Annotated in this window: 20 protein-coding genes; 5 read left to right on the forward strand and 15 right to left on the reverse strand. The window is 40.5% G+C overall.

Annotated features, from left to right (window positions below; genetic code table 11):
- From FNLLGLLA_RS08430 to FNLLGLLA_RS08445, 4 genes are all read left to right on the forward strand, one after another.
- Window positions 1-1,398 (forward strand): Na+/H+ antiporter NhaC family protein, encoded by a 1,398-nt coding sequence (locus FNLLGLLA_RS08430; RefSeq protein WP_156697275.1) that lies wholly within the window; start codon window positions 1-3, stop codon window positions 1,396-1,398.
- A 28-nt stretch (window positions 1,399-1,426) separates the two neighbouring features.
- Entirely contained in the window at window positions 1,427-2,341 is a 915-nt protein-coding gene (gene pfkB / locus FNLLGLLA_RS08435; RefSeq protein ID WP_156697276.1) for a 1-phosphofructokinase, read from the forward strand.
- Between the two features lie 33 nt (window positions 2,342-2,374).
- Window positions 2,375-4,369, forward strand: a complete 1,995-nt coding sequence (locus FNLLGLLA_RS08440; RefSeq protein ID WP_156697277.1) for a PTS fructose transporter subunit IIABC — start codon at window positions 2,375-2,377, stop codon at window positions 4,367-4,369.
- 447 nt (window positions 4,370-4,816) lie between these two features.
- Complete coding sequence (locus FNLLGLLA_RS08445) at window positions 4,817-8,665, forward strand: subtype B tannase (protein WP_174892366.1); 3,849 nt, start codon at window positions 4,817-4,819, stop codon at window positions 8,663-8,665.
- 340 nt (window positions 8,666-9,005) lie between these two features.
- On the opposite strand, the gene cysK is transcribed toward FNLLGLLA_RS08445, so the two are convergent.
- From cysK to FNLLGLLA_RS08520, 15 genes are all read right to left on the reverse strand, one after another.
- Window positions 9,006-9,941: a cysteine synthase A gene (cysK, locus tag FNLLGLLA_RS08450; protein ID WP_101928486.1), complete on the reverse strand. Its 936-nt coding sequence runs from the start codon at window positions 9,939-9,941 to the stop codon at window positions 9,006-9,008.
- 15 nt (window positions 9,942-9,956) lie between these two features.
- The gene (locus FNLLGLLA_RS08455) at window positions 9,957-10,406 is read right to left on the reverse strand and encodes an RrF2 family transcriptional regulator (RefSeq protein ID WP_004698292.1); all 450 of its coding nucleotides are present in this window, start codon (window positions 10,404-10,406) and stop codon (window positions 9,957-9,959) included.
- Between the two features lie 377 nt (window positions 10,407-10,783).
- The gene (ahpC, locus tag FNLLGLLA_RS08460) at window positions 10,784-11,347 is read right to left on the reverse strand and encodes an alkyl hydroperoxide reductase subunit C (protein WP_004695016.1); all 564 of its coding nucleotides are present in this window, start codon (window positions 11,345-11,347) and stop codon (window positions 10,784-10,786) included.
- 188 nt (window positions 11,348-11,535) lie between these two features.
- On the reverse strand, window positions 11,536-11,751 hold the full coding sequence (locus FNLLGLLA_RS08465) for a hypothetical protein (protein WP_101928487.1): 216 nt from the start codon (window positions 11,749-11,751) through the stop codon (window positions 11,536-11,538).
- A 9-nt stretch (window positions 11,752-11,760) separates the two neighbouring features.
- The gene (locus tag FNLLGLLA_RS08470; RefSeq protein WP_156697278.1) at window positions 11,761-13,371 is read right to left on the reverse strand and encodes a CTP synthase; all 1,611 of its coding nucleotides are present in this window, start codon (window positions 13,369-13,371) and stop codon (window positions 11,761-11,763) included.
- A 15-nt stretch (window positions 13,372-13,386) separates the two neighbouring features.
- A complete protein-coding gene (argS, locus tag FNLLGLLA_RS08475; RefSeq protein ID WP_004698104.1) occupies window positions 13,387-15,120 on the reverse strand; it encodes an arginine--tRNA ligase in 1,734 nt (577 codons plus the stop codon).
- Window positions 15,086-15,544: a YwiB family protein gene (locus FNLLGLLA_RS08480; protein WP_004695011.1), complete on the reverse strand. Its 459-nt coding sequence runs from the start codon at window positions 15,542-15,544 to the stop codon at window positions 15,086-15,088. The genes argS and FNLLGLLA_RS08480 overlap by 35 nt, the downstream gene beginning before the upstream one ends.
- Before the next feature lie 51 nt (window positions 15,545-15,595).
- Window positions 15,596-15,877, reverse strand: coding sequence for a GIY-YIG nuclease family protein (locus FNLLGLLA_RS08485; RefSeq protein WP_105087148.1), 282 nt, complete (start codon window positions 15,875-15,877; stop codon window positions 15,596-15,598).
- Window positions 15,867-16,508, reverse strand: coding sequence for a peptidylprolyl isomerase (locus tag FNLLGLLA_RS08490; protein WP_105087149.1), 642 nt, complete (start codon window positions 16,506-16,508; stop codon window positions 15,867-15,869). Before FNLLGLLA_RS08490 ends, FNLLGLLA_RS08485 begins: the two co-directional genes overlap by 11 nt.
- A 212-nt stretch (window positions 16,509-16,720) precedes the next feature.
- Window positions 16,721-17,629, reverse strand: a complete 909-nt coding sequence (locus tag FNLLGLLA_RS08495; RefSeq protein ID WP_038125684.1) for a DUF3829 domain-containing protein — start codon at window positions 17,627-17,629, stop codon at window positions 16,721-16,723.
- A 136-nt stretch (window positions 17,630-17,765) separates the two neighbouring features.
- Window positions 17,766-18,542 carry an HAD family hydrolase gene (locus FNLLGLLA_RS08500; protein ID WP_004695003.1) on the reverse strand — a complete coding sequence of 259 codons (777 nt, stop codon included), beginning with the start codon at window positions 18,540-18,542 and terminating at the stop codon, window positions 17,766-17,768.
- Between the two features lie 8 nt (window positions 18,543-18,550).
- Window positions 18,551-18,787: a DUF1653 domain-containing protein gene (locus FNLLGLLA_RS08505; RefSeq protein WP_004698254.1), complete on the reverse strand. Its 237-nt coding sequence runs from the start codon at window positions 18,785-18,787 to the stop codon at window positions 18,551-18,553.
- Between the two features lie 44 nt (window positions 18,788-18,831).
- Window positions 18,832-19,905, reverse strand: coding sequence for an iron-containing alcohol dehydrogenase family protein (locus FNLLGLLA_RS08510; RefSeq protein WP_004698178.1), 1,074 nt, complete (start codon window positions 19,903-19,905; stop codon window positions 18,832-18,834).
- Between the two features lie 149 nt (window positions 19,906-20,054).
- A complete protein-coding gene (brnQ, locus tag FNLLGLLA_RS08515; protein WP_004698182.1) occupies window positions 20,055-21,386 on the reverse strand; it encodes a branched-chain amino acid transport system II carrier protein in 1,332 nt (443 codons plus the stop codon).
- A gap of 208 nt (window positions 21,387-21,594) precedes the next feature.
- Window positions 21,595-23,598, reverse strand: a complete 2,004-nt coding sequence (locus FNLLGLLA_RS08520; protein WP_058948118.1) for a molybdopterin-containing oxidoreductase family protein — start codon at window positions 23,596-23,598, stop codon at window positions 21,595-21,597.
- A gap of 580 nt (window positions 23,599-24,178) precedes the next feature.
- Between FNLLGLLA_RS08520 and FNLLGLLA_RS08525 the strand changes: the two genes are divergently transcribed.
- Window positions 24,179-25,318: an Ldh family oxidoreductase gene (locus FNLLGLLA_RS08525; RefSeq protein WP_004698291.1), complete on the forward strand. Its 1,140-nt coding sequence runs from the start codon at window positions 24,179-24,181 to the stop codon at window positions 25,316-25,318.
- The last annotated feature ends 197 nt before the right edge of the window (window positions 25,319-25,515 follow it).

The following is a 25,515-nucleotide window of genomic DNA, read 5'->3' on the forward strand; positions in this document are numbered from 1 at the left end:
ATGAAGTGGTTACAACTTATATTAAATGCGTTCCTAAGGTACCAACAGGGCCGCACACTCATGCCACGGAATATAGAGCCCCTTTTGGGACTACTTGCATCCATTCTCGTCATCCTCATAGCCGTAGCCAATAGCATCGCTATTGGTTATGCCTTGATTGTCGTATGGTGCATCATGGCCTTTGTATTTTATCGCAAAGGATATCAACCAAAGGAACTATTAAACCTATCCTGGACAGGTGCTAAAACGTCCATCGTGGTGATGCAAATCTTTCTTCTCATCGGTTGGCTCATCGCCATGTGGCAAGCAGCGGGCATTATCCCTATGATCATTGCCACAGGCATCGACTTGATTGATCCATCCATCTTTATCGTCTGTGCCTTTTTAATAACAGCTATAGTGAGTATGTTGTTAGGTACTGCACTAGGCACTGTAGGAACGATAGGCATCGTACTCATCACCATGGCAAGAGCTGGTAATATTCCAGAAAATATTGTGGCCGGTGCTATTATTGCAGGTGCTTACTTTGGTGATCGAAACGGACCACTATCATCTAGTGCGTCTCTCGTAGCAACCTTAACCCATACAAAGGTATCGACGAATATTCCCATTATATTTAAAGATGGTATTCCAGCACTCATCATCTCTACAGTGTTGTATCTATTACTATCTCAGTGGTACCCACTCAATTACGAAAATAGTTTACTATCCGATACAATTCACTTTATTTTCAACATCGATTGGACATTATGGATTCCAGTCATCATCGTCATTGGTCTATTGCCTTTGAAAGTATCTATCCGTTGGCCTATCGGACTAAGTGCATTAGCGGCGGCCATTCTAGCCTATACCAATCAGGATGCGAGCCTCTCAGAGTTGGGATGGTATACTTTAACAGGCTTTGAACTACCGCACTATAATCCACTAGCTAATATCATTCATGGCGGCGGTCTACAAACGATGTTTATCCCTACCCTATCAATTTTTATGGCTACTGCTATTTCAGGCATGCTCGAAGGGGTTGGCTTCTGGAACGATATACGACAACTATTAGAGCGAGCTAAAACACGGAGCGATGTATTTGCTGCCAATGTAGGTCTTGCCTTCTTAACAGGTGCGGTTGGATGCAGCCAAGCTATTGCGGTAGTTATGACGCACTCTATTATGCGCATTACCTACGCACAGCGAGGTATTCAAGACGAAGATGTAATGCTAGACTTTGAAAATAGCGGTATTCTCATCGCTCCATTGCAACCGTGGAATATTGCTGCCTACGTGCCTGTTGTCATGATGGGTACAAGTTCAGCAGGTTATGTACCATTTGCCTTCTTCCTATATCTAGTACCACTCATCTATTGGTTACGATTACGGAAGCAAGATCAACCGATCATACGCTAATTAGTATTATCTCAAAAGGGGAAATTGTATGATTTACACTATTACCTTTAATCCAGCTCTCGATTATATCGTGCGCCTTGATCACCTCAAGACGGGTACTATTAATCGCACCATCCAAGAATACGTTCTCGGTGGCGGCAAAGGTATCAACGTATCTATCGTGCTCAACAATCTTGGCATGGATACGACAGCACTCGGCTTCATCGCAGGGTTTACTGGCGAAGAAATCGTAACACAACTCAAGAAATTCGGCGTGAAAGAAGATTTCATCCGGCTTCGCGAAGGATTAACCCGCATCAATGTTAAGGTAAAAGCCTCTAATGAGGAAACAGAGATTAATGGTCGCGGCCCAATCATCAGTACCGACGAATTAGAAGCTCTATACAAACAGCTTGATGCGTTGACCGAAAAGGACACCTTAATCCTTGCTGGCAGCATTCCTTCTAGCCTACCAAGCGATATGTACGAACTCATTATGGAGCGCTTACAACATAAAAGTATCCGCATCATAGTAGATGCTACAAAAGATCTACTCACAAAAGTCTTGCCTTATAAACCATTTTTAATTAAGCCAAATAATCACGAGCTTAGCGAAATCTTTGGTCGCACTCTCGCTACAAAGGATGACCTTGTAGAAGCTGCCAAAGCATTGCAAGAGAAAGGTGCACAACATGTGCTTATCTCTATGGCTGGTGATGGAGCTATCTTGGTCGCTACTGACGGCACTGTATATACAAGTCCTGCCCCTAAAGGAACTCTCGTGAATTCCGTGGGTGCTGGCGACTCCATGGTAGCCGGCTTTATTACGGGCTATGAAAAGACGGGTGACTTACAAGAGGCGCTCTATTGGGGTATCTCCAGTGGCTCTGCCTCCGCTTACTCTGAAAACCTCGCAACCCTTGAAGAAGTAGAAGCACTACTTTCACAAGTACGAGTTAAATAATTTTATATTTTATGTGCATCAAGGAGTACACATATGCAAATCACTGATTTATTAAAACCTCAATCTATCCTGCTGAATGCAGATCCTGTCACAAAGGCTGACGCCATTTACACCTTAGGTGAATTGATGGACAAAGGCGGCCACTTGACAGATAAAGCAGAATATTTAAAAGCAGTGTTCGCTCGTGAAGAGTCTGGTTCTACAGGCCTTGGCGACGGTATTGCCACACCACACGCTAAATCTGCAGGGGTAAAAGAAGCAGGCCTAGCCGCTATGGTCGTGCCTAACGGTGTAGATTTTGAAGCGCTTGATGGTCAACCTTCCCGCCTATTCTTCATGATTGCAGCTCCAGAAGGCGCCGCTGACACTCATGTAGAGGTATTAAGCAAACTAGCAACTATGGTGATTGACCCTGATTTCAAAGAAGCCCTCATCGCAGCTCCAACGGTAGAACGTTTCTTGGAGCTAATAACAGCTAAAGAGCAAGGCAAGTTTGATCCATCTATAGAAGGATTTATCAAACCAACAGAGGATCAAAAAGCAACCAGCATTACCGATGCTATCGAAGCAAAGGCTACAGAGGCAATTGAAAAGGTAGCACCTAAAATTTCTGTAGATAACCCACATTATGATGTACTAGCTGTTACTGGTTGCCCTACAGGCATTGCACACACCTATATGGCTGCCGAATCTTTAGAACGCAAAGCTAAAGAAATGGGTGTTTCTTTAAAAGTAGAAAAGAATGGTGCATCTGGTGTGAAAGATGCTCTTACAGCAGAAGAAATCGAGCACGCTAAATGCATTATCGTAGCTTCTGACCGTCAAGTAGAGATGGCACGCTTTGATGGCAAACCTATGATTCAAACTAAGGTTGCAAACGGCATCAATAAAGCGGAAGAGTTATTGCGTGAAGCTATGGCTGGTACAGCACCTGTATACCACGCTTCTCCATCTGACAAAAATGGCGCAGTAGCAGCATTCGATGCGGCAGATAACTTCGGTCGCCAAATCTACAAACATTTGATGAACGGCGTATCTCACATGTTGCCGTTTGTTATCGGTGGCGGTATCTTAATTGCCCTCGCCTTCTTATTCGACGTATTCGACCCAGCAAATCCTAAAAACTTTGGTTCCGGTACGCCTCTTGCGGCCTTCCTAATGCAAATTGGTGGTGCTTCCTTTGGCTTCATGTTACCCGTATTAGCAGGTTACATCGCCATGAGTATTGCAGACCGTCCAGGTCTTGTAGCTGGTTTCGTTGGAGGCTTATTGGCTAACCAAGGTGGCTCTGGTTTCCTAGGTGCATTGATTGCCGGTTTCGCAGCAGGTTATTTGGTATTATTAGTTAAGAAATTAGTATCTGGTTTGCCTCAAGCCTTAGAAGGTACAAAACCGGTTCTCTTCTATCCTGTACTTGGCGTATTATTCATCGGTATCGCTATTACCTTTATCATCAATCCTCCTGTATCCGCACTTAACCACTGGTTGATGGACTCCTTGCAATCCATGGGCACAACGAGCCGCGTATTATTAGGACTTATCTTTGGTGCTATGATGTCAGTTGACATGGGCGGCCCTGTAAACAAAGCGGCTTATGTTATCGGTACTGGTGCTCTTGCAACTGGCGAATACGGTATTATGGCGGCTGTCATGGCAGGCGGTATGGTTCCTCCATTGGCAATCGCTCTTTGTACTACATTCTTCCCTAGCCGCTTCACAGAGGCTGAACGTAAATCTGGTATTACAAACTACATCATGGGGCTTTCCTTCATCACAGAAGGTGCCATCCCATTTGCAGCAGCCGATCCAGTTCGCGTATTACCAGCTTGTATTATCGGTGCTGGTACAGCCGGTGCGTTATCTATGTTCTTCGAATGCACACTACGCGCTCCACACGGCGGCATCTTTGTAGTACCAACAATTGGTAATCCACTTCTATACCTTGCATCCATCGCAATCGGTTCCGTTGTGGCTTGCTTCATCTTAGCACTTGTAAAGCCAAGCTTAAAAAATAGTATCACAAAATAAATCATTAAAATTAACCATCAATTATAGCTTATATATGATTGATTGATGGCTGATAATTGTTGATTGTTTATGATGAGTTTCGACGATTAGCAGTTAGTAACTAATAGTTAACATTTAGCGACTAATTGATTAATGACTCTTATCGATGGTGAAAGCTGGTGTCACACCAGTAGATATAGTAAAAGGACTAGAATATACGTATTCTGAACTGACCTAAAATTGGACACAATTTTGGAACAACAATTCAGAAGTATACGTGATCTAGTCCTTTTCTGATATTCAAAAATAATTAATATTATTTTATATTTTATAATCTAGACTACTTTCAAAAGTGGAAGCAAGTCCTCAAAATTGTACAATCACATCGATTTATGTTAAACTATATAAATATTAATAAACTTTAAAATTATAAACTATTATTAGAAATCTAGTTCGGAGAGCTAATTCATGAAATCATCCAAAAATTGTAAGGTCACTGCTGCATTTCTTGCTGCAGCTGCATTGGGTGGTGTTGCCCATGCAGAGCCTACACTTAACATGAATGATTTAGTAGGTACGAGTACCAGTGCTGAATCAACGACACAGAGTCCTACAAGTGTAGCAACTCCAGTCGTGAAACCAATTGCAACTCAGCCAGTCTTACCAGCTACACCACAACCGGCCACCGTTGTACAACAACAAACACCACCGATGGCACAACCTCAACCATCCTACGTGATGCAACCAGCAACGGTTAGCCCTGTACAAACTCAACAAGTTACACCATTGCAATCAGTACCGCAACAAGTAGTACCAATGCAATCTCAACAACAGGTTCAAACTCAACCTCAGTATGTTGTCAATAAAGATACAAAAACTGTCATGGAGCCTACATTAGCAATGCACAGTTTGATAAATGTACAACGAAAAACTGAACCTGTTACTGTAGAGAAACCAGTGGATGGTAAGCAACAAGTACAAACTACACAAGTAGAGCGTACGCCTGTTGTTATTCAACAAGAATCCATAGCTCCATTAACTGTATCAAATACTACAGTAACAAAAGCCGTAGTAGCAAAACAGAGGCTTACGATTCGAGATATTCAACGAGCTGAGCGTGAGCGTCTAGCTCAACTAGCCGCTGAAGAAGCATCCCAACAAGAAAATTTATCACAAGCTGATCAACAACAACTTGCTCAAAAGCAAGCTGAAGCACAACGGCAAGCCGCACTACAATCACAACAACAAGCAGAAGCCCAACGGCAAGCAGCTTTGCAGGCGGAACAAGAACGTGTGGTAGCTCAACAAGCAGAGGCTCAACGCCAAGCGGCTTTACGTGCTGAGCAGGAACGTATTGCGGCCCAACAAGCTGAGCAAGCGCGTATTGCAGAAGAACGTCGTCAAGCGGCAGAGCTGGAACGCATTCGTATCCAAGAGGAACAACGCCGTATTGCTGAGCAACAGGCGGAACAAGAGCGTATCGCTGCTCAACAAGCTGAAGCTCAACGTCAAGCGGCTATTAGAGCGGAACAAGAACGTATCGCCGCTCAACAAGCCGAAGCGCAACGTCAAGCCGCTATTAAAGCAGAACAAGAACGTATCGCCGCTCAACAAGCCGAAGCGCAACGTCAAGCCGCTATTAGAGCGGAACAAGAACGTCTTGCCGCTCAACAAGCCGAAGCGCAACGCCAAGCAGCTATTAAAGCTGAACAAGAACGTATCGCCGCTCAACAAGCAGAAGCGCAACGGCAAGCCGCTATTAAAGCTGAACAAGAACGTATCGCTGCTCAACAAGCTGAGGCTGAACGCCAAGCCGCTTTAAAAGCTGAACAAGAGCGTATTGCCACTCAACAGGCTGAAGCTCAACGCCAAGCAGCTATTAAAGCTGAACAAGAACGTATCGCCGCTCAACAAGCTGAGGCGCAACGGCAAGCCGCTATTAAAGCAGAACAAGAACGTATCGCCGCTCAGCAAGCCGAAGCGCAACGCCAAGCAGCTATTAAAGCTGAACAAGAGCGTATTGCCGCTCAACGGGCTGAAGCTCAACGCCAAGCAGCTTTAAAAGCTGAACGTGAGCGTATCCTCGCTCAACAGGCTGAAGAAGAACGCTTAGCGGCTGAAGAAGCAGCTCGCCAACGTGCTGAAGCCGCCGCTAAAGCTGAAGCCGAACGACAAGCAGTTATTAGAGCAGAACAAGAACGTATGGCAGCTCAACAGGCTGAAGCTCAACGCCAAGCAGCTATTAAAGCAGAACAAGAACGTATCGCCGCACAACAGGCTGAATCTCAACGGCAAGCAGCTTTAAAAGCTGAACAAGAGCGTATCGCGGCCGAGAAAGCTAAAGCTGAACGCGAAGCCGCTATAAAAGCGGAGCAAGAACGTATTGCTGCTAAACAAGCGGAACTTGCAAGACAAGCTGTGATCCAAGAAGAACAAGAACGTTTAGCTGCTGAACAACTAGCAAAAGAAGAAGCGGCAGCTGCAGCTAAAGCTCAGGCTGAAGCAGAGGCAAAAGCTAAAGCAGAAGCAGACGCTGCAGCTAAAGCTCGGGCTGAAGCAGAGGCAAAAGCTAAAGCAGAAGCAGACGCTGCTGCTAAAGCGCAAGCTGAAGCAGAGGCAAAAGCTAAAGCAGAAGTAGATGCTGCTGCTAAAGCTCAGGCTGAAGCCGAGGCTAAGGCTAAAGCTCAATCTGAAGCCGAAGCAAAAGCTAAATCTGACGCAGAGACTAAACAGGTTCAAGAAAGTAAATTACCGCAATCTTATGTAAACGCTCGTAATGAAGCTTCCACAAAGGGCTCTACTGTTACAGAAGAGAAAAATATTCTCTCCCAACCAATTGAACCCCCATTGCAAGCTGATGCGTCTGCAAAGATTAGTCTTGCTTTCGACGCGAAAAATTATGAATCCATGTCTACCACAGTAGATAATAAGGAAATCAAATATCGCGCCTTCGAGTATATCCCTTACGTGGCTAATCCAATCGACATAGATCAGCAATACATGAACATTTATGTACCAGAGGAATATTTCAACAACGGCACTATCAACGGTTACAACACCCAAACAGCCCCTATCTTCATGCCAAATGCAGTAGGTGGTTACATGCCGAGCCAAGCTATGACGCCTAAGGTGGAAAATGGAAAACCTAACAGTGTTCTTTACGCATTATCCCGTGGTTATGTAGTAGCTTCCCCATCTACTCGTGGTCGTACCAATAAAGCTTCCGATGGCAACTTCATCGGTAAGGCCCCGGCAGTAATCGTTGACTTACAAGCGGCTACAGCCTACTTACACGCTAACGATTCCGCTATGCCAGGTAATGCAAACCGCATTATCACAAATGGTACAAGTGCAGGCGGTGGTGTATCCTTGTTACAAGGTGCAACTGGTAACAGTTCCGACTTCCAACCATATTTACAAGCATTAGGTGCAGCTACAGCGGCAACTAATGTATACGCAGTATCTGCGTATGCCCCTATCACTAACCTTGATGCGGCTGATATGGCTTACGAATGGAGCTATAATGGTATCACATCCTTTAACAAAGTAACTATGGGCCAAGGCGAATTACCACAAGCTAATGTAGGTGGCAACTCTGCTCCACCACAACGCACGATGCAACGTGTAAACTTGAATGCAGACGATCTATCATACTCTAAAATGCTCAGCGAACACTTCCCTGATTACGTAAATAACTTACAATTACGTGACTCTCTAGGTCGTGTACTAAAACTTGACAAGAACGGTAACGGTACTTTCAAAAATTATGTAAAAGAATTTATTGTTGCTGCCGCTAATAAAGCAGCAGCTAAAGGTACTGATTTATCCAAGCATACATACCTTGTACGAGATAATAAAACAGGAACTATCAAAGACATAAACTGGGAAGCATATAACCACTTTGTAAGTCGCTCAAAAGCGCCTGGTGCCTTTGACTCTCGTGCTAATGATACAGGTGAAAACAATCTATTTGGTACAAGTACTACAGATAATAATCACTTTACCATTACTGCTGCATTACACGATTCAACAGCTAACCAAGATGTATACGTAGAAAATGCTAAGATCGTTACTATGATGAACCCAATGAACTATCTTGGTTCTCCTGCTGCGACAAATGCACGATTCTATCGTATTCGTTATGGCACAGCCGACAGTAATACATCTGTTGCAATTCCTTTAATCGTAGGTACACGTGCTCAAAACCTTGGGTACAGAGTAGATATGGCAACACCATTTAATGTAGATCACTCTGGTGACTACGATTTAGAAGAATTATTCAACTGGATGGATAATATCGTTAAAAACGGTAGATAATTACAATTAAATACATACCAAAATACTAAAGGAGCTACCCAGTAGCTCCTTTTTCATATACAATTATAAATTTTCTTGTGTTTTCAATTATAAATGTTATTGTGAAAGTTCCTCTCCGACTATGAATAATCTGCACCATTATTTAATCAGTACATCACCCTATTATAATAATAAAAGAATTCAATCAAAAAAGGATGCCCCCTGTAAAATACAGAGGGCATCTGAGTGTCTGAGCCAATAAATACTATGTATCCAAAAAATCGATGCATAGTACTAAGCAAGAGACTACTTAATTATATTAAGGTAAAAGCAATTATTATGCTTTCACCATGATAGGTGATTAAACTTCAGGGAATAAAGCTGTAGATAAGTAGCGTTCGCCTGTATCAGGGAGAATTACTACAATATTTTTACCTTTATTTTCAGGGCGTTTTGCCAATTCTTGAGCCGCCCAAAGCGCAGCACCAGAGGAAATACCTACCAATACACCTTCTGTGTGACCAAAAGCTTGAGATGTAGCAAAAGCATCCTCATTAGAAACTTGGATTACTTCATCGTAAATGTTAGTATCCAATGTATCTGGAATGAAGCCAGCACCTAAGCCTTGGATTTTATGAGGGCCTGGTTTACCATTAGATAATATAGGAGAGTCTGCTGGTTCTACGGCAACCACATGTACATCAGGGTTTTGTTCTTTTAAGTAACGACCTGCACCTGTCAACGTACCGCCTGTACCAACACCAGATACGTAGATATCTACAGTACCATCAGTATCTTGCCAGATTTCAGGGCCAGTTGTTCTGTAGTGAATTGCAGGATTAGCTTGATTTACGAACTGACCTGCTTCAATAGCACCAGCTGTAGCCGTTACGATTTCCTTAGCTTTTGCAATAGCGCCTTTCATACCAAGAGAACCGTCAGTCAATACGAGCTGAGCGCCATAACCAAGCATTAATTTACGGCGTTCAATGGACATTGTTTCAGGCATTACGATTACAACTTTATAGCCAAGCGCAGCACCTACAGCAGATAGGCCAATACCAGTATTACCAGATGTAGCTTCTACAATTGTACCGCCTGGTTGTAATTCACCAGATTCAACTGCAGCTTGAATGATTGCTGCTGCGATACGGTCTTTTACGGAACCGCCTGGATTGAAGTATTCCAATTTTGCGAAAATATTAGCGTTTGCACCATATTTTTTACCAAAACGTGTAGCAGCTAATAATGGTGTTTTACCAATTAATTCAACAAAAGATTTTGCAATTTTAGACATAGTGGTCACTCCTTATTAAATAGAACCATCCCAATTATCATATTTTGTATCAAGTTTAGCGTAAGTCCCATCAATTACATCTTGTAGGGTTACGTTTTCTAAATAATCATGAATATAGTTTTGTAAGCCTGCCCAGAAACCAACGGTGCGTTCGTTGATTACTGTATCAGTACTCACCCCTTCATCAAGGGTAGATATGATAGCCATCGATTCCTCAGTAGCAAGCAATATTTCAATAATTGTGTACTCCTTAGGGCTTTTAGACAATCGATATCCGCCGTATTTACCGCGGATACTATCCACTAGGTTAGCAGCGCCTAAACGAGCTACGATACCTTCTAGGTATTTTTCAGATATGCCTTGTCGTTCTGCCACAGATCGCAAGGAAACTGGTTTATCTTGCCCTTGCTCTGCCAAATCGATGAGAACCATCAATGCATAACGACCTTTTGTGGAAATCCTCATATATCTTGCCTTTCTTTGTAAACGTTAGTGTTAAACACACCCATATTAAAAAGTGCCTATATTATATTTATAAAGCTATTTATAAAACCTTTCACATTAATAGGAATTAATTTCATTATAGACCACTCACTATAAAAATGCAAGAACTTATTTCCTACTTTTATAAAGGGATATTAACAACACAAAAGGACCAGCCCGAAGGCCAGTCCTTTTGCGTATAGTTTGTAGTTTGTTATATGAGGTTTACCATGATGAATTGGAGAGGGTTCATCTGGTATTGGGACTTACCGTATCGTCAGGAAAACGATGCGCGCCCGTGTTTATGTCATTTGAGGAGTTATCTAGATTACTCTAGCATTTAAGTATAAGTTTCTTAATTAGATTTTACCTACAAGATCAAGACCTGGTTTCAAAGTGTCTTTACCTGGCTTCCAACGTGCAGGGCACACTTGATCGCCATGTTTAGCTACGAATTGAGCAGCTTGTACTTTGCGAACCAATTCTTCAGCGGAACGGCCGATACCCATATCATGAATTTCTGCTGTACGCACGAAGCCTTCTGGATCTACTACGAATGTACCACGGTAAGCCATAGCAGATTCTTCTTGGAATACATCGAAGAAGTCAGCCAATTCATGTTTTTTGTCAGCTAACATGTAGTACTCGATTTTATTGATGCTTGGAGAAGCATCAGACCATGCTTTGTGAACGAATTCGGAGTCACAAGATACGGAGTAAACTTCGCAACCCAATTCTTTCAACTCTGCATAAGAGTTTTGTACGTCTTCCAACTCAGTAGGGCATACGAATGTAAAGTCTGCTGGATAGAATACGAATACAGACCATTTACCCAACACGTCTGCAGTGCTAACTTTTACCAATTCAGGTTTTTTGAAAGCATCAAGTGTAAATTCAGGAAGTTGTTTACCAATAATAGACATGTTATGTCCTCCTTATTTGAGTTCCATATTTAACGAATATATTTATATTGGTGTACTTAACACCATATCTATATCTATCTTTGTCTATATAATAACAAATATCATTCAATATTGCAAGCGTTATTTTTAAATTTATCGATATATTTTCCCAACTTTTTTCAATGTAAGCAAAAAAAGAAGAAAGATGCTCATTTCTGAGCACCTTTCTTTTTTTTACGTACTACAATAGACTTACTGTTCACAGTAGCGTGATCAAAAGCGATTAAATCCGCTATATTAGCAAGCCCTCTTCGTGCTATGTGACCAGTTGTAGATTGTTCTTTTCCCGATTTACCATATACAAACTGCTCTAGTTTGAGTGCAGCTAATATAAATAAACCTATAATAGATAAAACAGATCCCATCGTTTTAATCTATTTCTTAAGTTCTAAGATTGTATCTACGAAACCACGGAATAATGGATGTGCATTATTTGGGCGAGATTTAAGTTCTGGATGTGCTTGTGTACCAATAAAGAATGGATGATTTTTTACTTCAATACTTTCAACAAGACGGCCATCTGGAGATGTACCTGAAATCACAAGACCTGCATCGGTCAATTGTTGACGGTATTCATTGTTGAACTCATAGCGATGACGATGACGTTCATAAATCAAATCTTCCCCATAAGCCTCGTGAGTTTTCGTACCTGCTTCTACTTTGCATGGATAGATACCTAAACGCATTGTACCGCCTTTTTTATCTACATCAACTTGATCACTCATCAAGTCAATTACTTTGTACTTAGCATTTTCATCGAATTCGCTAGAGGTTGCTCCTTCCATGCCACATACGTTACGAGCAAATTCCATTACTGCAGATTGCATGCCAAGGCATAGGCCAAGATATGGAATATTGTTTTCACGAGCGTATTGGATTGTGCGAATTTTACCTTCTACACCACGGGAACCAAAGCCACCAGGCACGATGATACCTTCAACACCTTCAAATACCTCTTTAGGATCTACAGAAGTATCATCAAGTTCTTCAGAGTCAATCCAACGAATATTCACTTTAGTACCTGTAGCAATACCAGCATGATCTAGAGCTTCAACTACGGATAAATACGCATCATGCAACGCTACATATTTACCAACGATAGCAACTGTAATATCTTTATTAGGATTCAAGATCTTATGAACCATTTCTTTCCATGCAGTCATATCACATGGACGATCTTCAAGACCTAACTTTTTGATAACAATATCATCAAGACCTTGATCTTGCATCATCAATGGCACTTCATAGATAGAGCTACAAGTTTGATTTTCAATAACTGCTTCAGGTTCTACGTCGCAGAACAAAGCAAGTTTTTCTTTCATATCATCAGAGATATGTTTCTCACTACGACATACCAAAATATCTGGTTGAATACCAATGCTACGCAATTCTTTTACACTATGTTGTGTAGGTTTTGTTTTCAACTCGCCTGCGGCATTGATGTAAGGCACTAACGTAACGTGAATGTAAAGTACATCGTTACGGCCTACTTCTTTTTTCACCTGGCGAATAGCTTCCATAAATGGCAAGCTTTCAATATCACCTACAGTACCGCCGATTTCAGTGATAACTACATCAGCATTATCCTCTTTACCTACACGGTAAACATTTTGTTTAATTTCATTTGTAATATGTGGAATTACTTGTACAGTGCTACCTAGGTAATCACCTTTGCGTTCTTTATTGATTACAGACCAATATACTTTACCAGCTGTAATATTAGAACGTTTGCTAAGGTTAATATCGATAAAGCGTTCATAATGCCCCAAATCAAGGTCCGTTTCGGCGCCGTCATCTGTTACGAATACTTCACCATGTTGGTAAGGGCTCATCGTACCAGGATCGATATTAATGTATGGATCAAATTTTTGAATCGTTACATTGAAACCGCGGTTTTTTAGTAAGCGACCCAAAGATGCTGCTGTAATCCCCTTTCCAAGAGAAGAAACAACGCCGCCAGTTACGAAAATATACTTAGTTGCCATGATGCCTCCCACCTATTACATTTTTTCCGGAGCGGAAATACCTAAAATACCCAAGCCTTGACGAAGAACGAGGGCAATCGCTGTGATTAATCCAAGACGAGCTTGTTGCAACGCTGGATCTACGCCAATGATACGACCTTGACGGTAGAATGAATGGAACATGCTTGCCAAATCGTATAAGTACCGAGCAATACGATGAGGTGCACGATGTTCAGCAGCTTGAACGACCTCTTCCGGATATTCAGCTAATTTCTTAATTAATTCTAATTCCATTTCACTTGTAAGTGTTGTGAAATCAGTTTCACTATAATCGCCAAATGCGATGCCAGCTTCACGCACTTGGTTGTAAATGCTGTGAATACGAGCATGAGCATATTGGATATAATACACCGGGTTGTCATTACTGCGAGATTTTGCCAAGTTAATATCGAAATCAAGTTGGCTGTCTAAGGAACGCATCAAGAAGAAATAGCGAGACGCATCTACGCCAACCTCTTCAATCAATTCATCTAATGTAACGCTATCACCACTACGTTTAGACAATTTAACAAGTTGTCCGTCACGGAACAATGCTACCATTTGTAATAACAATACTGTTAATTTATCAGGGTCATAACCAAATGCCGCCATAGCCGCTTTTACACGACATACATAGCCATGATGGTCAGCGCCCCAAATATCAATCATTTCTTTAAAGCCACGATCAAATTTATTGCGATGATACGCAATATCTGCCGCCAAATATGTAGGAACCCCATTATCACGAATAACTACGCGGTCTTTATCATCACCATAATCAGTAGATTTTAACCATAAAGCACCGTTTTTTTCATAAACTTTGCCAAGGGCCTTTAATGCCTCTACGGAATGATGAATCTCATCCGTTTCATGAACTGTACGTTCAGAGAACCAATTATCAAAAGTAACGCGGAAGTTTCTTAATGTTTCCTCTAAGCGAGCTAATTTTTCTTTTAAGCCCTCTTCCTTAAACAAGGCTACACGATCTGCTTCGTTCATAGCATTTAATTTATCAAAGCCTTCGCGTTCTGCAATCGCTTTCGCTGTTTCAATAATATCTGGGCCACGATAGCCATTTTCAGGGAACACTAAAGCCCCTTCTGGAATATCGAACTCAGGCATAGAACCGTCTTCATTGCGTTTAGGTGGGAATACTAATGTAGCACCTTGTAACTCTTGGAAACGGTACTCAATGGAAATAGCCATGTTGTCGATTTGATTACCTGCATCATTGATATAGTACTCGGATTGTACATTATAACCCGCTGCACGCAACAAGTTTACAAGAGCACTACCGTACGCAGCACCGCGACCATGACCAACATGCAATGGACCTGTTGGGTTTGCACTTACGTACTCTACTTGAATCGTATCGCGCGCACGCAATGGTTGAACACCATACTCAGTACCAGCATTCAAAATGGCTTTTAACGTATCGTACACCATATCAGATTTCAAAAAGAAATTAATAAAACCTGCGCCGGCAACCTCAGCACGTTCAAGCCAATCAAAATTCATATGACTAATCAAAGCTTCAGCAATGGCTCGAGGATTTTGACGAGCTACACGAGCGGATTGCATAGCGATGTTTGTAGAAAAATCACCGAATTCCTTTTGAGGTGGCACTTCGAGAACGATTTCTGGATATTCCCCAGCCGGCAAATCACCGCTGTTAATCGTATCTTGTAATGCCTGTTCAATCCCCGATTTCAGGATTTCCTTCATGTCCATGCTCTATATCCTCCCGCACGTCTATATCTAACTGATTATAAAATTGCCATTCACCTTCAACGGAAATATCATATCCTAAATGAACATGACCTACGCCATCATGAAAGTCTACTGTTAATTCATGAGTATTTACAGCCATATGTAAATCACCATATGGTGTTTCATATACGGCTTCACGTTCTTCACCACGGACGTATTGATGACGCATATTGACAGCCCCTGTTCGGAGCAACACGATAGAATCATCATGAATTTTAATGGTCGTCTTAACCCCATCCAATCCAGTCACACTAGATTCTTCATAACGCACATATTGAGCATTACCTTTTTCATGTGACGTACCTGGGGAAATCAGTTCCACTACGGTATCCTTGCCATCCATATCTCGTTGTACACTCTTTACGGACACTAGAACCCGCTTCATTTTCAACCTCCATGGTAGTAATTAATCATCATATTATACCATAATCAAGGACTATTTTGCACCCTTAATGAGTCCCAATTTCTTAGTCTTCGTCATCCGTTTAATAGCATATTCTCTGCGTTGTGCTTCTTGTTTTTGATGAAAGCTTTCAGAATATACCAAGGTCACAGGACGACGTCCTCGCGTATATTTTGCACCACCTGGGATATCTCCATTGTGAGCATCTATTCGACGTTTGAGATCTGTAGTCCATCCACAATACAAAGAATCATCTGCACATCGCACCAAGTACACATAGTGCCGTTCTTCAGACTTAGCATCCTTATTTGCCATTTTTCGCATCATCAGTGATTGGTTCCAATGTGATAGAATTGATAATTACTGGTTCAACTGGTTTATCATTGCGACCAGTCTTAACCTTGCCAATTTTTTCAACTACATCCATACCTTGTACTACAGTACCAAAGATGGTGTGTTTATTATCTAACCAATCCGTAGGTCCCAAGGTAATGAAAAATTGAGAGCCTCCTGTATTAGGGCCACGGTTTGCCATGGCAAGAACGCCCATTTTATTGAAATGTAAATCATTGGAGAATTCATCAGGAATTGTATAGCCCGGTCCACCGGCACCTGTGCCATCAGGATCTCCACCTTGAATCATAAAGCCTTCGATAACGCGGTGAAATGTTACACCATTGTAGAAGCCTTTTTTCACGAGATAATCAAAATTTTTGACCGTAATCGGCGCTTTAGACCCTAACAAACGAACCTTAAATTGACCATAGTTTGTATCAAAAATAGCATATTCATCTGCAATTGGCGCATTCGTAAAATTAGGCATCGCCACAGTTTCTGCTTTCACAGTATTACCTTGTGGTTGCTCCCCAGTTTTGGTACTACATGCTGTTGTACTAAGTACTGTAATCCCCAACATTGCGCATAAAGCCAAGCGTTTCCAGTTCATATGTCCCCCAAAATACTAATATTATATTTAACTAAATGTAGATTTAAAATTTACATAGAAAAACCGCTCAACCCATGAGCGGCTCTTTTTTAGTATATCATATTATGGCACTATTGAGATTAAAAATATAAAAAAATAATATAACAACAAAAAACAGAGCTTCAAAGGAGCTCTGTTTTTGTAGGCCTCAACTAATCACTTAGTTAATTCGATTATTTAGAGTCAAATTGGTCTGGAGTTGTATTATTATAAGACTCAATATAATTATTGAAATTCTCAATCATGTCGTTAAGATTGTTTTCATTTGCATCAGTAAGTACTTGACGTACAGAACCAACTACAGAGTTATAAGAGTTAACAAGCACTTCTCCACGATCATTATTTATGCTCTTAAGCAATGTTTGAATTTCATTAAGTTCTTTTTCTACAGCTTGTTTATCTGCATTTTTAGGAGCTTTTTCTACATTTTCTACAAGAGTAGTCAAGCGAAGCGTAGATTCCATTGCTGCTGCATAGCCTTTTTTACCGTCTTTTTTCAATTTTTCGATTTGTTTCTTAGTTTGTTCGGTGTTAGCTTTGTTAAGAGCATCATTGAACTTCGCATAAGCTGCATCAAATTTTTCTACTTGTGCTACATATTTAGCTGCTAGTTCTTTACCTTTAGCACCACCATCGTTCATGTAGGCTTTAGAATCATCATAAGCTTTCAAATCTTTGAATGTTGGTACTAATTCATTAAGAACATTTAATACATTATCGCGTTCTGTATCAACTTCTTTGAACGTAGAACCCTCTTTTTTAGATTGTTCCAAAGCTTCTTTTAAAGTATCATAGTGAGGTTGACGGCCAATAGCACCTTCTTGGAAACCACCTTTTAATTTAGCCAAACTGTCTGCATAGTTTTGACCCCAAGTAGCATTGTCACCATTGAAGCGATTTGTTGCATCAATAAGGGTATTAAGCTTAGCAGCTGCTTTCTCATCGCTACCGCCATCAACTACGGAGGAGACTACGGAGCCAATGCCACCCGCTTTATCACTGCCGCAACCAGAAACAAATAAACCTGCTGTCAATGCTGCTACACAAAGTAAAGTTGAAAATAATCTGCGTTTATTGTTCATATCTTCTCTTCTCCTTTTAACACATGAATATTGAACTAAGCGCATTATACTAACTATACTACACCAATTCTGTAGCCACAGCTACAAAAATAAATCTTCATATAAGCTTCACCTAACTTAGAGGAATTATCAATAATTAATCGATCCATTTAAAATGCTTACACGCATTATAAATGCCATCTTTATCACAGTCTGTAGTAATATAATCAGCCTTTGCTTTTAATTCAGGGCGCGCATTACCCATAGCAATATTTAACCACTCAGGTCTAAACATAGATAAATCATTATACCCATCACCAAATACAACAGCTTGATTTGGCTTCATTCCAAAGTGTTCAAGCATATTACGAATACCCAACGCCTTTTCCATAGGCTCATATAGAACACAGCCATCACCATAACGAATGAGCTTATGTGTCATATGCTCGATATCCTTCTCCTCTTCCTCTCCTTCCTTGAAAAACACATAAATCTTATAAAATTCTTCAACACTATGAAAGTCAAAATTAGGGTCTACAGTTGTTTTAAATACATCCCAATTTGGATGCCACTCTAAAATTTCCTTATACGGCGTAATACGACCGAGTTTATTACGATCCGTTACGGCCCAAGGAATATTATGTGATTCTAAATACTCTAAATATTTAATACATGCATCACGATCCATACCTATCATGGATACCAATTCATTATTAACAGTGATACTGTGACCACCATCTGCTACGAAATCAGTAAGGCCTGCTTGCTCTGCGAAACGCTTAGCATCCACTTGAATACGACCAGTTGCTAAGGCTACACGATGACCACGACGCTTTAACTCATCTAAACTGTATTGAGCACTTTCAGGGATTTTACCTTCAGGCCATACAGCTAAGGTATTATCGATATCGAAAAAGAAAAACTTCTGTTCCACAGGCCCTCCTAATCGCGTCCACTCATCAGCTTAAACCGCTCTTTTTGTTTTACATCTGGATATTTTTCATGGTCCACATCACTCAAAAACATATCTAGTGGTCGTACATATAAGTCACGTTGATCATATAATTTTTGATATACCACGAACTGTTCACTCGTTTCCGAATGAGTTGCAACATCTAACACGTAATAGTACATGCCTTTAAAATGACGATATAAGCCACCCTTTACAATTTCTTGCATTTATAACCTCATCACATAACATACACAAATAGTTACAAACCATATTAATCAAGAGATTCCATATATTGAATAGCCTTAGTCAACATATCTGCTGTAATTTTATATGGAGATACATCAATATCATGAACAGATGTAGCCTTTTCAACAATTTGAGGAATATGCGATGCAGTAAGATCTAATTGTGAAAGTTTAGTAGGCCAACCTAATTCGCGATATACTGGCAACCACCGTTGTAACTCATCCATTTGTTGGTCAACGGTTAACAAAATAAGTAAGCCATAAGCTACTATTTCACCATGCAAATGATTTTCTTCTGTTTCTTTATTAGTAACACAGCCATAACATACAGCATGAGCCATGTTGCTATTATATGCCATAGGAACACAACCTGATACAACACCGGTAGTAAAGATAACAGTCATAGCAATGGTATCAAAGGCATCACTACGTTTATTAGCTTGACTATCTTTATAGGCTTGTATACCATGTGCTAAAATTGGTTCACTACACATAGAAGCTAGAGTAAGGCCTAACTGAGTATTATAGTCTTGCTCGCGACTGCGAGCAGAAAGATGAGTTTCATAGTGTTTTGCAATAGTATCTCCCATTCCTGCCCACAAGTAACGGCTTGGTGCTTCTACGAGAATATCAGCATCAATAAAGCAGTGCACAGGAGGATGATTTACAAAAGCTACGTCATCAAAAGTATGATCTGCCGTGTATACAGCTGCCACTTCTGACGTTGCCGCACAAGTAGACGCAATGGTTGGAATTGTAAAGAATGGTTTATCATCTAACTCTATAGCTACTACTTTTACCGTATCCATGGCCTTACCACCACCAACAGCAAACAAAAAGTCCGCATCTTTTACAGATGCCATTTGTGCAATTTCCTTGCCTCGAGCAAAAGTACACTCTCCACCAAAGTGGATAATATCTAGCACCTTAATCCCCGCTTTATCAAGCACTGGACGAATGTGTGGCAAAGCTTTAGAAAGAGCTGTTTCGCCACCGATGATAGCTACAGACTTGCCATATAATTTTGTAAACTTTGGAATAGCGTCAAATACATCATGACCTCCAAAACTATAACTAGGTAAACAATGAGTACTACGCATAAAATTTCCTTCCTTCTTTTATCATTTATATCCTTATTTATCCTTATTATAGAAACTTCTACACACAAAATCAATTTTATATGACAACAATCAAAACATAAAAAGGCTCTATACTCTCACAAAATGAAAGCATAGAGCCTTTATCTTTATTACTTATTATCGGAAGCAAGACCTTTATGGATAAGACCCACAACAAAGCCTAATACCGCAAAGCTTACCCAGCCCATACCAGCACTTTGAAATGGAATATATTGAGCAAAGAGCTGTTCCAAAGCTGTAGGTGCAATACCTGCAGTTTCAAGACCAGTCATGAGGGCAGAGATCATTGTGAAAGCCATAGTCCATGCATATACGCAACGACGACCACCAAACACATTATGAAGAAGTGCCAACAAGATGATTACGATAGTCAACGGATACAAGAGCATCAACACAGGGATTGCTGCACTAATGATTGTTTTCAAGCCAAACATGCTAAGACCAAACGCCGCTACAGAGAAAATTACTACATATAATTTGTAACTAATCTTTGGCGTCAACTTGTGGAAATATGTACCGCAAGAAGTGATAAGACCAATACTTGTAGACAAGCAAGCTAGCAAAACGATGATAGCCAAGATGATTTGACCGAACTCACCAAACAAATAGTTAGCACTTACGGACAATACAGGAGCCCCTGTCTCGAACAAACCAAAGCGTTCAACACTAGTAGCACCGATATTAGCGATAAATACATAAACAATACCAAGAAGACCTACCGCAATAGCACCTACCTCCATTACCGTTTTTGTAATCACAGCACGAGATGTAGCACCGCTAAGACGAACAAAGTCGATTACAAGAATAGCAAATACTACGGAAGCTAAGGCATCCATTGTATTGTAGCCATCTAGGAAACCTTGTAATACAGCCGTTGGCGCATCACCATATGCCGGTTGTGGCACCGCATAACCACCAAGTGGAGTAATAAAGGATTTAACAATTAACAACAGAATTACAAGTAGTAAAGCTGGTGTCAAAATATTGCCGATACGGTTAACAAGTTTTTGCGGACTAATAGATAACCACAAAGAAATACCAAAGAATAATGCCAAGAAAATTGGTTCCATATTCATGCTTAAACCTTCAGCAAAAGGTTTAATTGCGATTTCATAAGCTACAGTACCAGTACGTGGCGTCGCAAACATTGGACCAATACTCAAGTATAAAGAAATTGTGTACAACAAGCCATAAATCGGATGAACACGACTTGCAAGTTCTTCAACATCTTTACAGGAAGAGTAACCCATCGCTGCAACACCTAAGAGTGGAAGGCCTACACCAGTTAATACGAAGCCGAGCAAAGCCCAACCTACATTATCACCAGCATGTTGCCCTAAGGCCGCTGGGAAAATCAAATTTCCTGCCCCAAAGAATAGAGCAAATAACATCATACCTATAGCCAAATAGGCACGGGTCGACAGATTGTCGTTACCATTCATAAATGTAACCCCCTTTAGGTCAATAAAATAATATTACCATTATAATCTAAAGGAGCTAAGGTATACAAGAAAAATATCCTCACTATTCTATATCCGTATAATGTTATTCCCATAAGTAAAAGGATTTAATTTTTAAATATAGCTGTAAAAGCATGTGACATCACACATCTTATACATATTCGTTCATGATATGGTAATAAACTATTATCTATGAAAGGTTTCTTATATGAACTTGCACATCATAGAAGGTACTACCCCAGCCTTGATCTGTGGGACGAGCTGCGGTAAGCGCATTGATTGCCACATGAGGATCACTCGATTGGGATTGCCACCATACACCTAGCGTTACCAAAGTCCCCCGTTGCACTTCATCGTCGTAGTAGGCTTTAATTTTTACACTGCCACGATTGTTATAGATTTCTACCTCAGCACCATCGTTTATGTTATACATTTTTGCATCTTCTGGATGAATGCGAAGTTTCATCAACTCAGGATCATTAAAGTCTAATTCGCAGAAGCTAGAGTCCAAAATTCGAATATCATTACCGATTATGAGCCAAAACGGTGCATTGTCACCATATGGAGGCATATACCGAATTAATGGTTCTACATCTTGCGGATTATATAATTCAATTTTTCCAGACGGTGTTTTGAAATCCATCTTATAATTTTCAGGTACCGTCATCTCCACAGGCTCACCGTTTAAAATCAACTCTTGGTCCCTCTTGGATATACGACTCGAAGTGTGCACAATTTGTTCAATAAGCTCTCTTTCACTAAGGTTAAAAAATGCATCCTCCAACCCCATACGTTTTGCTAACTCGGCGATAACTTGCCAATTGGAACGAGACTCCCCAACTGGATCAATCAATTTGTAACCCGTACCAATTGTGTAATGACCATAAGAATTATAAATATCATCATGCTCTACAGATGTTGTGGCCGGCAAAATAATATCCGCATATTTACAGGTATCCGTAAAAAAACGCTCATGCACAATTGTGAATAAGTCATTACGCATCAAACCTTTACGAACCACATTTTGATTAGGTGCTGTAATAGCAGGATTTGAGGAAAACACATATAAGCTATGGACCCCAACTCTTTCGGGATTTGTAAGCATCTCCCCAAGTTTAATCATAGGCATCAATCGTTTAGCTGGCGCATGAACATGAGCCTGTTGCATCATATCTTTGCCAATAAATTTACTACCACTAGCACTCGACAACAATCCCCCCCCAGGATATTGCCATGCTCCAACCACAGCAGGCAAGGCATTAATAGCACGGCATGTCATAGCACCATTACCATATCGAGACAAACCACTGCCGAGACGGATAAACGGCGCTTTTGATGTAGCGTATGCATGAGCGAACTCAGTCATACGATCCACGGAAACACCACAAATATCAGATGCTTTCTCCGGCGTAAAATTAAGCAACACCTCTTTTACCAGCTCATCGTAGCCTTGGACATGTTCCTTAATAAAATCTGTATCCGCCAAACCGTCACGATGAATGATATGGAGCATACCTAATGCTAGCGCTCCATCACTACCTGGTTTAACGTAAATATGCTCATGAGCTTGGCTAAAAGTATAGGTTTTATGAGTATCGATAATCCAAACGCGGGCACCATTCTTTTTTGCTATATTCACATCGTGTAAAATATGAACATCTGTAGCTGTCGCATTTATCCCCCACAAGACGATACAGTCGCTATGTTGCGCCTCTTGTGGTTTAATACCTAATGTTTCACCATAAACGGACCGGAACCCCGCTTGTTTAGCAGGAGAGCAAATACCTCGATCTTGGTCTGTAGCACCAATACGGCGAAAAAAATAATCTGCTGCAGGACTCTGAATAACCCCCATTGTTCCTGCATAAGAGTAACGCAAAATACTTTCACTGCCATAAGTATCAATAGTTTCTTTGAAATTATTGACAATTGCATCAAGGGCTTCATCCCAACTAATACGAGTGTACTGAGCTTCACCAATTCCCTTTTTACCGACACGCTTCATAGGGTACTTCAAGCGCAACGGAGAATGGATTACTTTTTCATAATGTGCCATCTTAGGGCATAGTGTACCTCTTGTGAAAGCATGTGCTCTATCCCCTCGAACAGATATTACTTTATTATTATCGACTGATACAATGAGTCCGCATGCATCAGGACAATCGTAAGGGCATACAGATTTATATTCTTTCATGATAAGCACCTCGCTTATAAATTGTATAAACTATAGGATGTATATTTATATTATATTATAGTATGACTCGTATAAGTATAACCTTTTGCACATATTCTGAATTAAAAAGGTTTTAGAAATGATTATTTTATGTATATCAATGCATTCAATTATCACATTACATTTATGACCTCATCATTTATTTTGATATATGTAGTTAAACATTTCAAGTTTTATCGATATCTATCCATTATCATTCTTGTCCAATGCCTAAACAGATATACTAATAAGTTCTATAAAAATACCAAAATTCTTCAAAAAAATCATGTAATCATTACTAAAAGTCATAACCATATAGTTTTAGGTATAATCAGACATTTTAATAGTGTCGTATAGATTATGTGACAAAAATCACCGGTACGTATGCGTATTTAGTAATGTCGTTCAGACTGTAAGACTATTCAATCTCACTTGTTTCTGTGCTATACTGACAGTGTCATTTGAGAGGATATAGAACTCACAAGAAATCATTTTGAATTCATGGTTATCTAATGTGAAGTAGCTATATCAGGTACATATTTTCTGAAAAGAGGTTTTAACGATGGCAGACGCAAAAAACACTGTGTTATTCCCTTATGAAACACTAAAAAAATTGAGCATGGACGCTTTCCAAAAATTTGGTTTCTCCGAAAAAGAAGCTGACATCATCCAAGACGTACTTTTGACTTCTGACTTGTTCGGTATTCAAAGCCATGGTATGCAACGTATGGTTCGTTACCATAAAGGTATCACTAATGGCTTGATTAAAATCGATGCTAAACCTGAAATCGTAAAAGAAACTCCAATTTCTGCAGTTATCGACGGTCATGACGGCATGGGTCAATTATTGGGTCATAAAGCTATGGAAATGGCTATCGAAAAAGCTAAAAAATCCGGTGTTGGTATCGTATCTGTACGTAACTCCAACCACTACGGTATCGCTGGTTACTATGCTAAAATGGCATCCGACCAAGGCTTAATCGGTTTCTCTTGTACAAACTCCGAAGCAATCATGGTTCCTACATATGCTCGTAAAGCTATGCTTGGTTCTAACCCTATCGCTTGGACTGTACCAGCTGATCCAGTTGACTTCTTCTTCGATTGCTCCACTACAGTAGTAACTCGTGGTAAACTTGAAATGTACAACAAAATGGGCAAAGCTACTCCAGATGGCTGGGCTGTTAATAAAGACGGCGTTCCTTCCACTGATGCAGCTGAAGTATTGGGCAACATCTCCCGTCATGAAGGTGGCGGTATCCTTCCTTTAGGTGGTGCTACAGAAGTTCTTGGCGGTCACAAAGGTTATGGTAACGGCATGATTGCTGAGTTGTTCTCCTCTATCTTGTCCCAAGGTGGTACTTCCAACAAATGTATGGTTGGTGGTAAATCCAACATCTGTCATGGCTTCATGGCTATCAACCCTGAATTCTTCGGTGACCCTGCGGAAATCAAAAAACACTTCTCCCAATTCTTACAAGAATTACGTGAAGCACCTAAAGCTCAAGGTCAAGATCGTATCTATACTCATGGCGAAAAAGAACATGAATCCGTTGAAAAAGTTAAAGCTGAAGGCATCCCTGTACTTAACGGTACAATGCTTGAAGTTCAAGACCTTTGCAATGAATTAGGTCTAGACTTCAAATCCTACTTCGGCGATTATGTACCAGAAGCTCCTGCTACAATGTTCAAAGGTAACTACTAATACCTAAACTTAGTAATGGCCCTAACAAGGACTTGTAGTTAGTACAGAAGGGGACATAAACACTGTTTATGTCCCCTCTCTTATGTTTTTAACCTCATAGGCTATGAGGTTAAAAAATTTTATGTACTATATCAATTTTTATGATAAGTATATCTGTTATTTTATTGTAAGCTTTTATTTTAACTGAACTTTTACAA

The organism is Veillonella parvula, from assembly GCF_902810435.1.
Taxonomy (GTDB): Bacteria; Bacillota; Negativicutes; order Veillonellales; family Veillonellaceae; genus Veillonella.

What these genes read in the sequence shown, in the direction of transcription:
- FNLLGLLA_RS08430 (WP_156697275.1), top strand. Translation starts at nt 1, where the DNA reads ATGAAGTGGTTACAACTTATATTAAATGCGTTCCTAAGGTACCAACAG.
- pfkB (WP_156697276.1), top strand. Translation starts at nt 1,427, where the DNA reads ATGATTTACACTATTACCTTTAATCCAGCTCTCGATTATATCGTGCGC.
- FNLLGLLA_RS08440 (WP_156697277.1), top strand. Translation starts at nt 2,375, where the DNA reads ATGCAAATCACTGATTTATTAAAACCTCAATCTATCCTGCTGAATGCA.
- FNLLGLLA_RS08445 (WP_174892366.1), top strand. Translation starts at nt 4,817, where the DNA reads ATGAAATCATCCAAAAATTGTAAGGTCACTGCTGCATTTCTTGCTGCA.
- cysK (WP_101928486.1), bottom strand. Translation starts at nt 9,941, where the DNA reads ATGTCTAAAATTGCAAAATCTTTTGTTGAATTAATTGGTAAAACACCA.
- FNLLGLLA_RS08455 (WP_004698292.1), bottom strand. Translation starts at nt 10,406, where the DNA reads ATGAGGATTTCCACAAAAGGTCGTTATGCATTGATGGTTCTCATCGAT.
- ahpC (WP_004695016.1), bottom strand. Translation starts at nt 11,347, where the DNA reads ATGTCTATTATTGGTAAACAACTTCCTGAATTTACACTTGATGCTTTC.
- FNLLGLLA_RS08465 (WP_101928487.1), bottom strand. Translation starts at nt 11,751, where the DNA reads ATGGGATCTGTTTTATCTATTATAGGTTTATTTATATTAGCTGCACTC.
- FNLLGLLA_RS08470 (WP_156697278.1), bottom strand. Translation starts at nt 13,371, where the DNA reads ATGGCAACTAAGTATATTTTCGTAACTGGCGGCGTTGTTTCTTCTCTT.
- argS (WP_004698104.1), bottom strand. Translation starts at nt 15,120, where the DNA reads ATGGACATGAAGGAAATCCTGAAATCGGGGATTGAACAGGCATTACAA.
- FNLLGLLA_RS08480 (WP_004695011.1), bottom strand. Translation starts at nt 15,544, where the DNA reads ATGAAGCGGGTTCTAGTGTCCGTAAAGAGTGTACAACGAGATATGGAT.
- FNLLGLLA_RS08485 (WP_105087148.1), bottom strand. Translation starts at nt 15,877, where the DNA reads ATGGCAAATAAGGATGCTAAGTCTGAAGAACGGCACTATGTGTACTTG.
- FNLLGLLA_RS08490 (WP_105087149.1), bottom strand. Translation starts at nt 16,508, where the DNA reads ATGAACTGGAAACGCTTGGCTTTATGCGCAATGTTGGGGATTACAGTA.
- FNLLGLLA_RS08495 (WP_038125684.1), bottom strand. Translation starts at nt 17,629, where the DNA reads ATGAACAATAAACGCAGATTATTTTCAACTTTACTTTGTGTAGCAGCA.
- FNLLGLLA_RS08505 (WP_004698254.1), bottom strand. Translation starts at nt 18,787, where the DNA reads ATGCAAGAAATTGTAAAGGGTGGCTTATATCGTCATTTTAAAGGCATG.
- FNLLGLLA_RS08510 (WP_004698178.1), bottom strand. Translation starts at nt 19,905, where the DNA reads ATGCGTAGTACTCATTGTTTACCTAGTTATAGTTTTGGAGGTCATGAT.
- brnQ (WP_004698182.1), bottom strand. Translation starts at nt 21,386, where the DNA reads ATGAATGGTAACGACAATCTGTCGACCCGTGCCTATTTGGCTATAGGT.
- FNLLGLLA_RS08520 (WP_058948118.1), bottom strand. Translation starts at nt 23,598, where the DNA reads ATGAAAGAATATAAATCTGTATGCCCTTACGATTGTCCTGATGCATGC.
- FNLLGLLA_RS08525 (WP_004698291.1), top strand. Translation starts at nt 24,179, where the DNA reads ATGGCAGACGCAAAAAACACTGTGTTATTCCCTTATGAAACACTAAAA.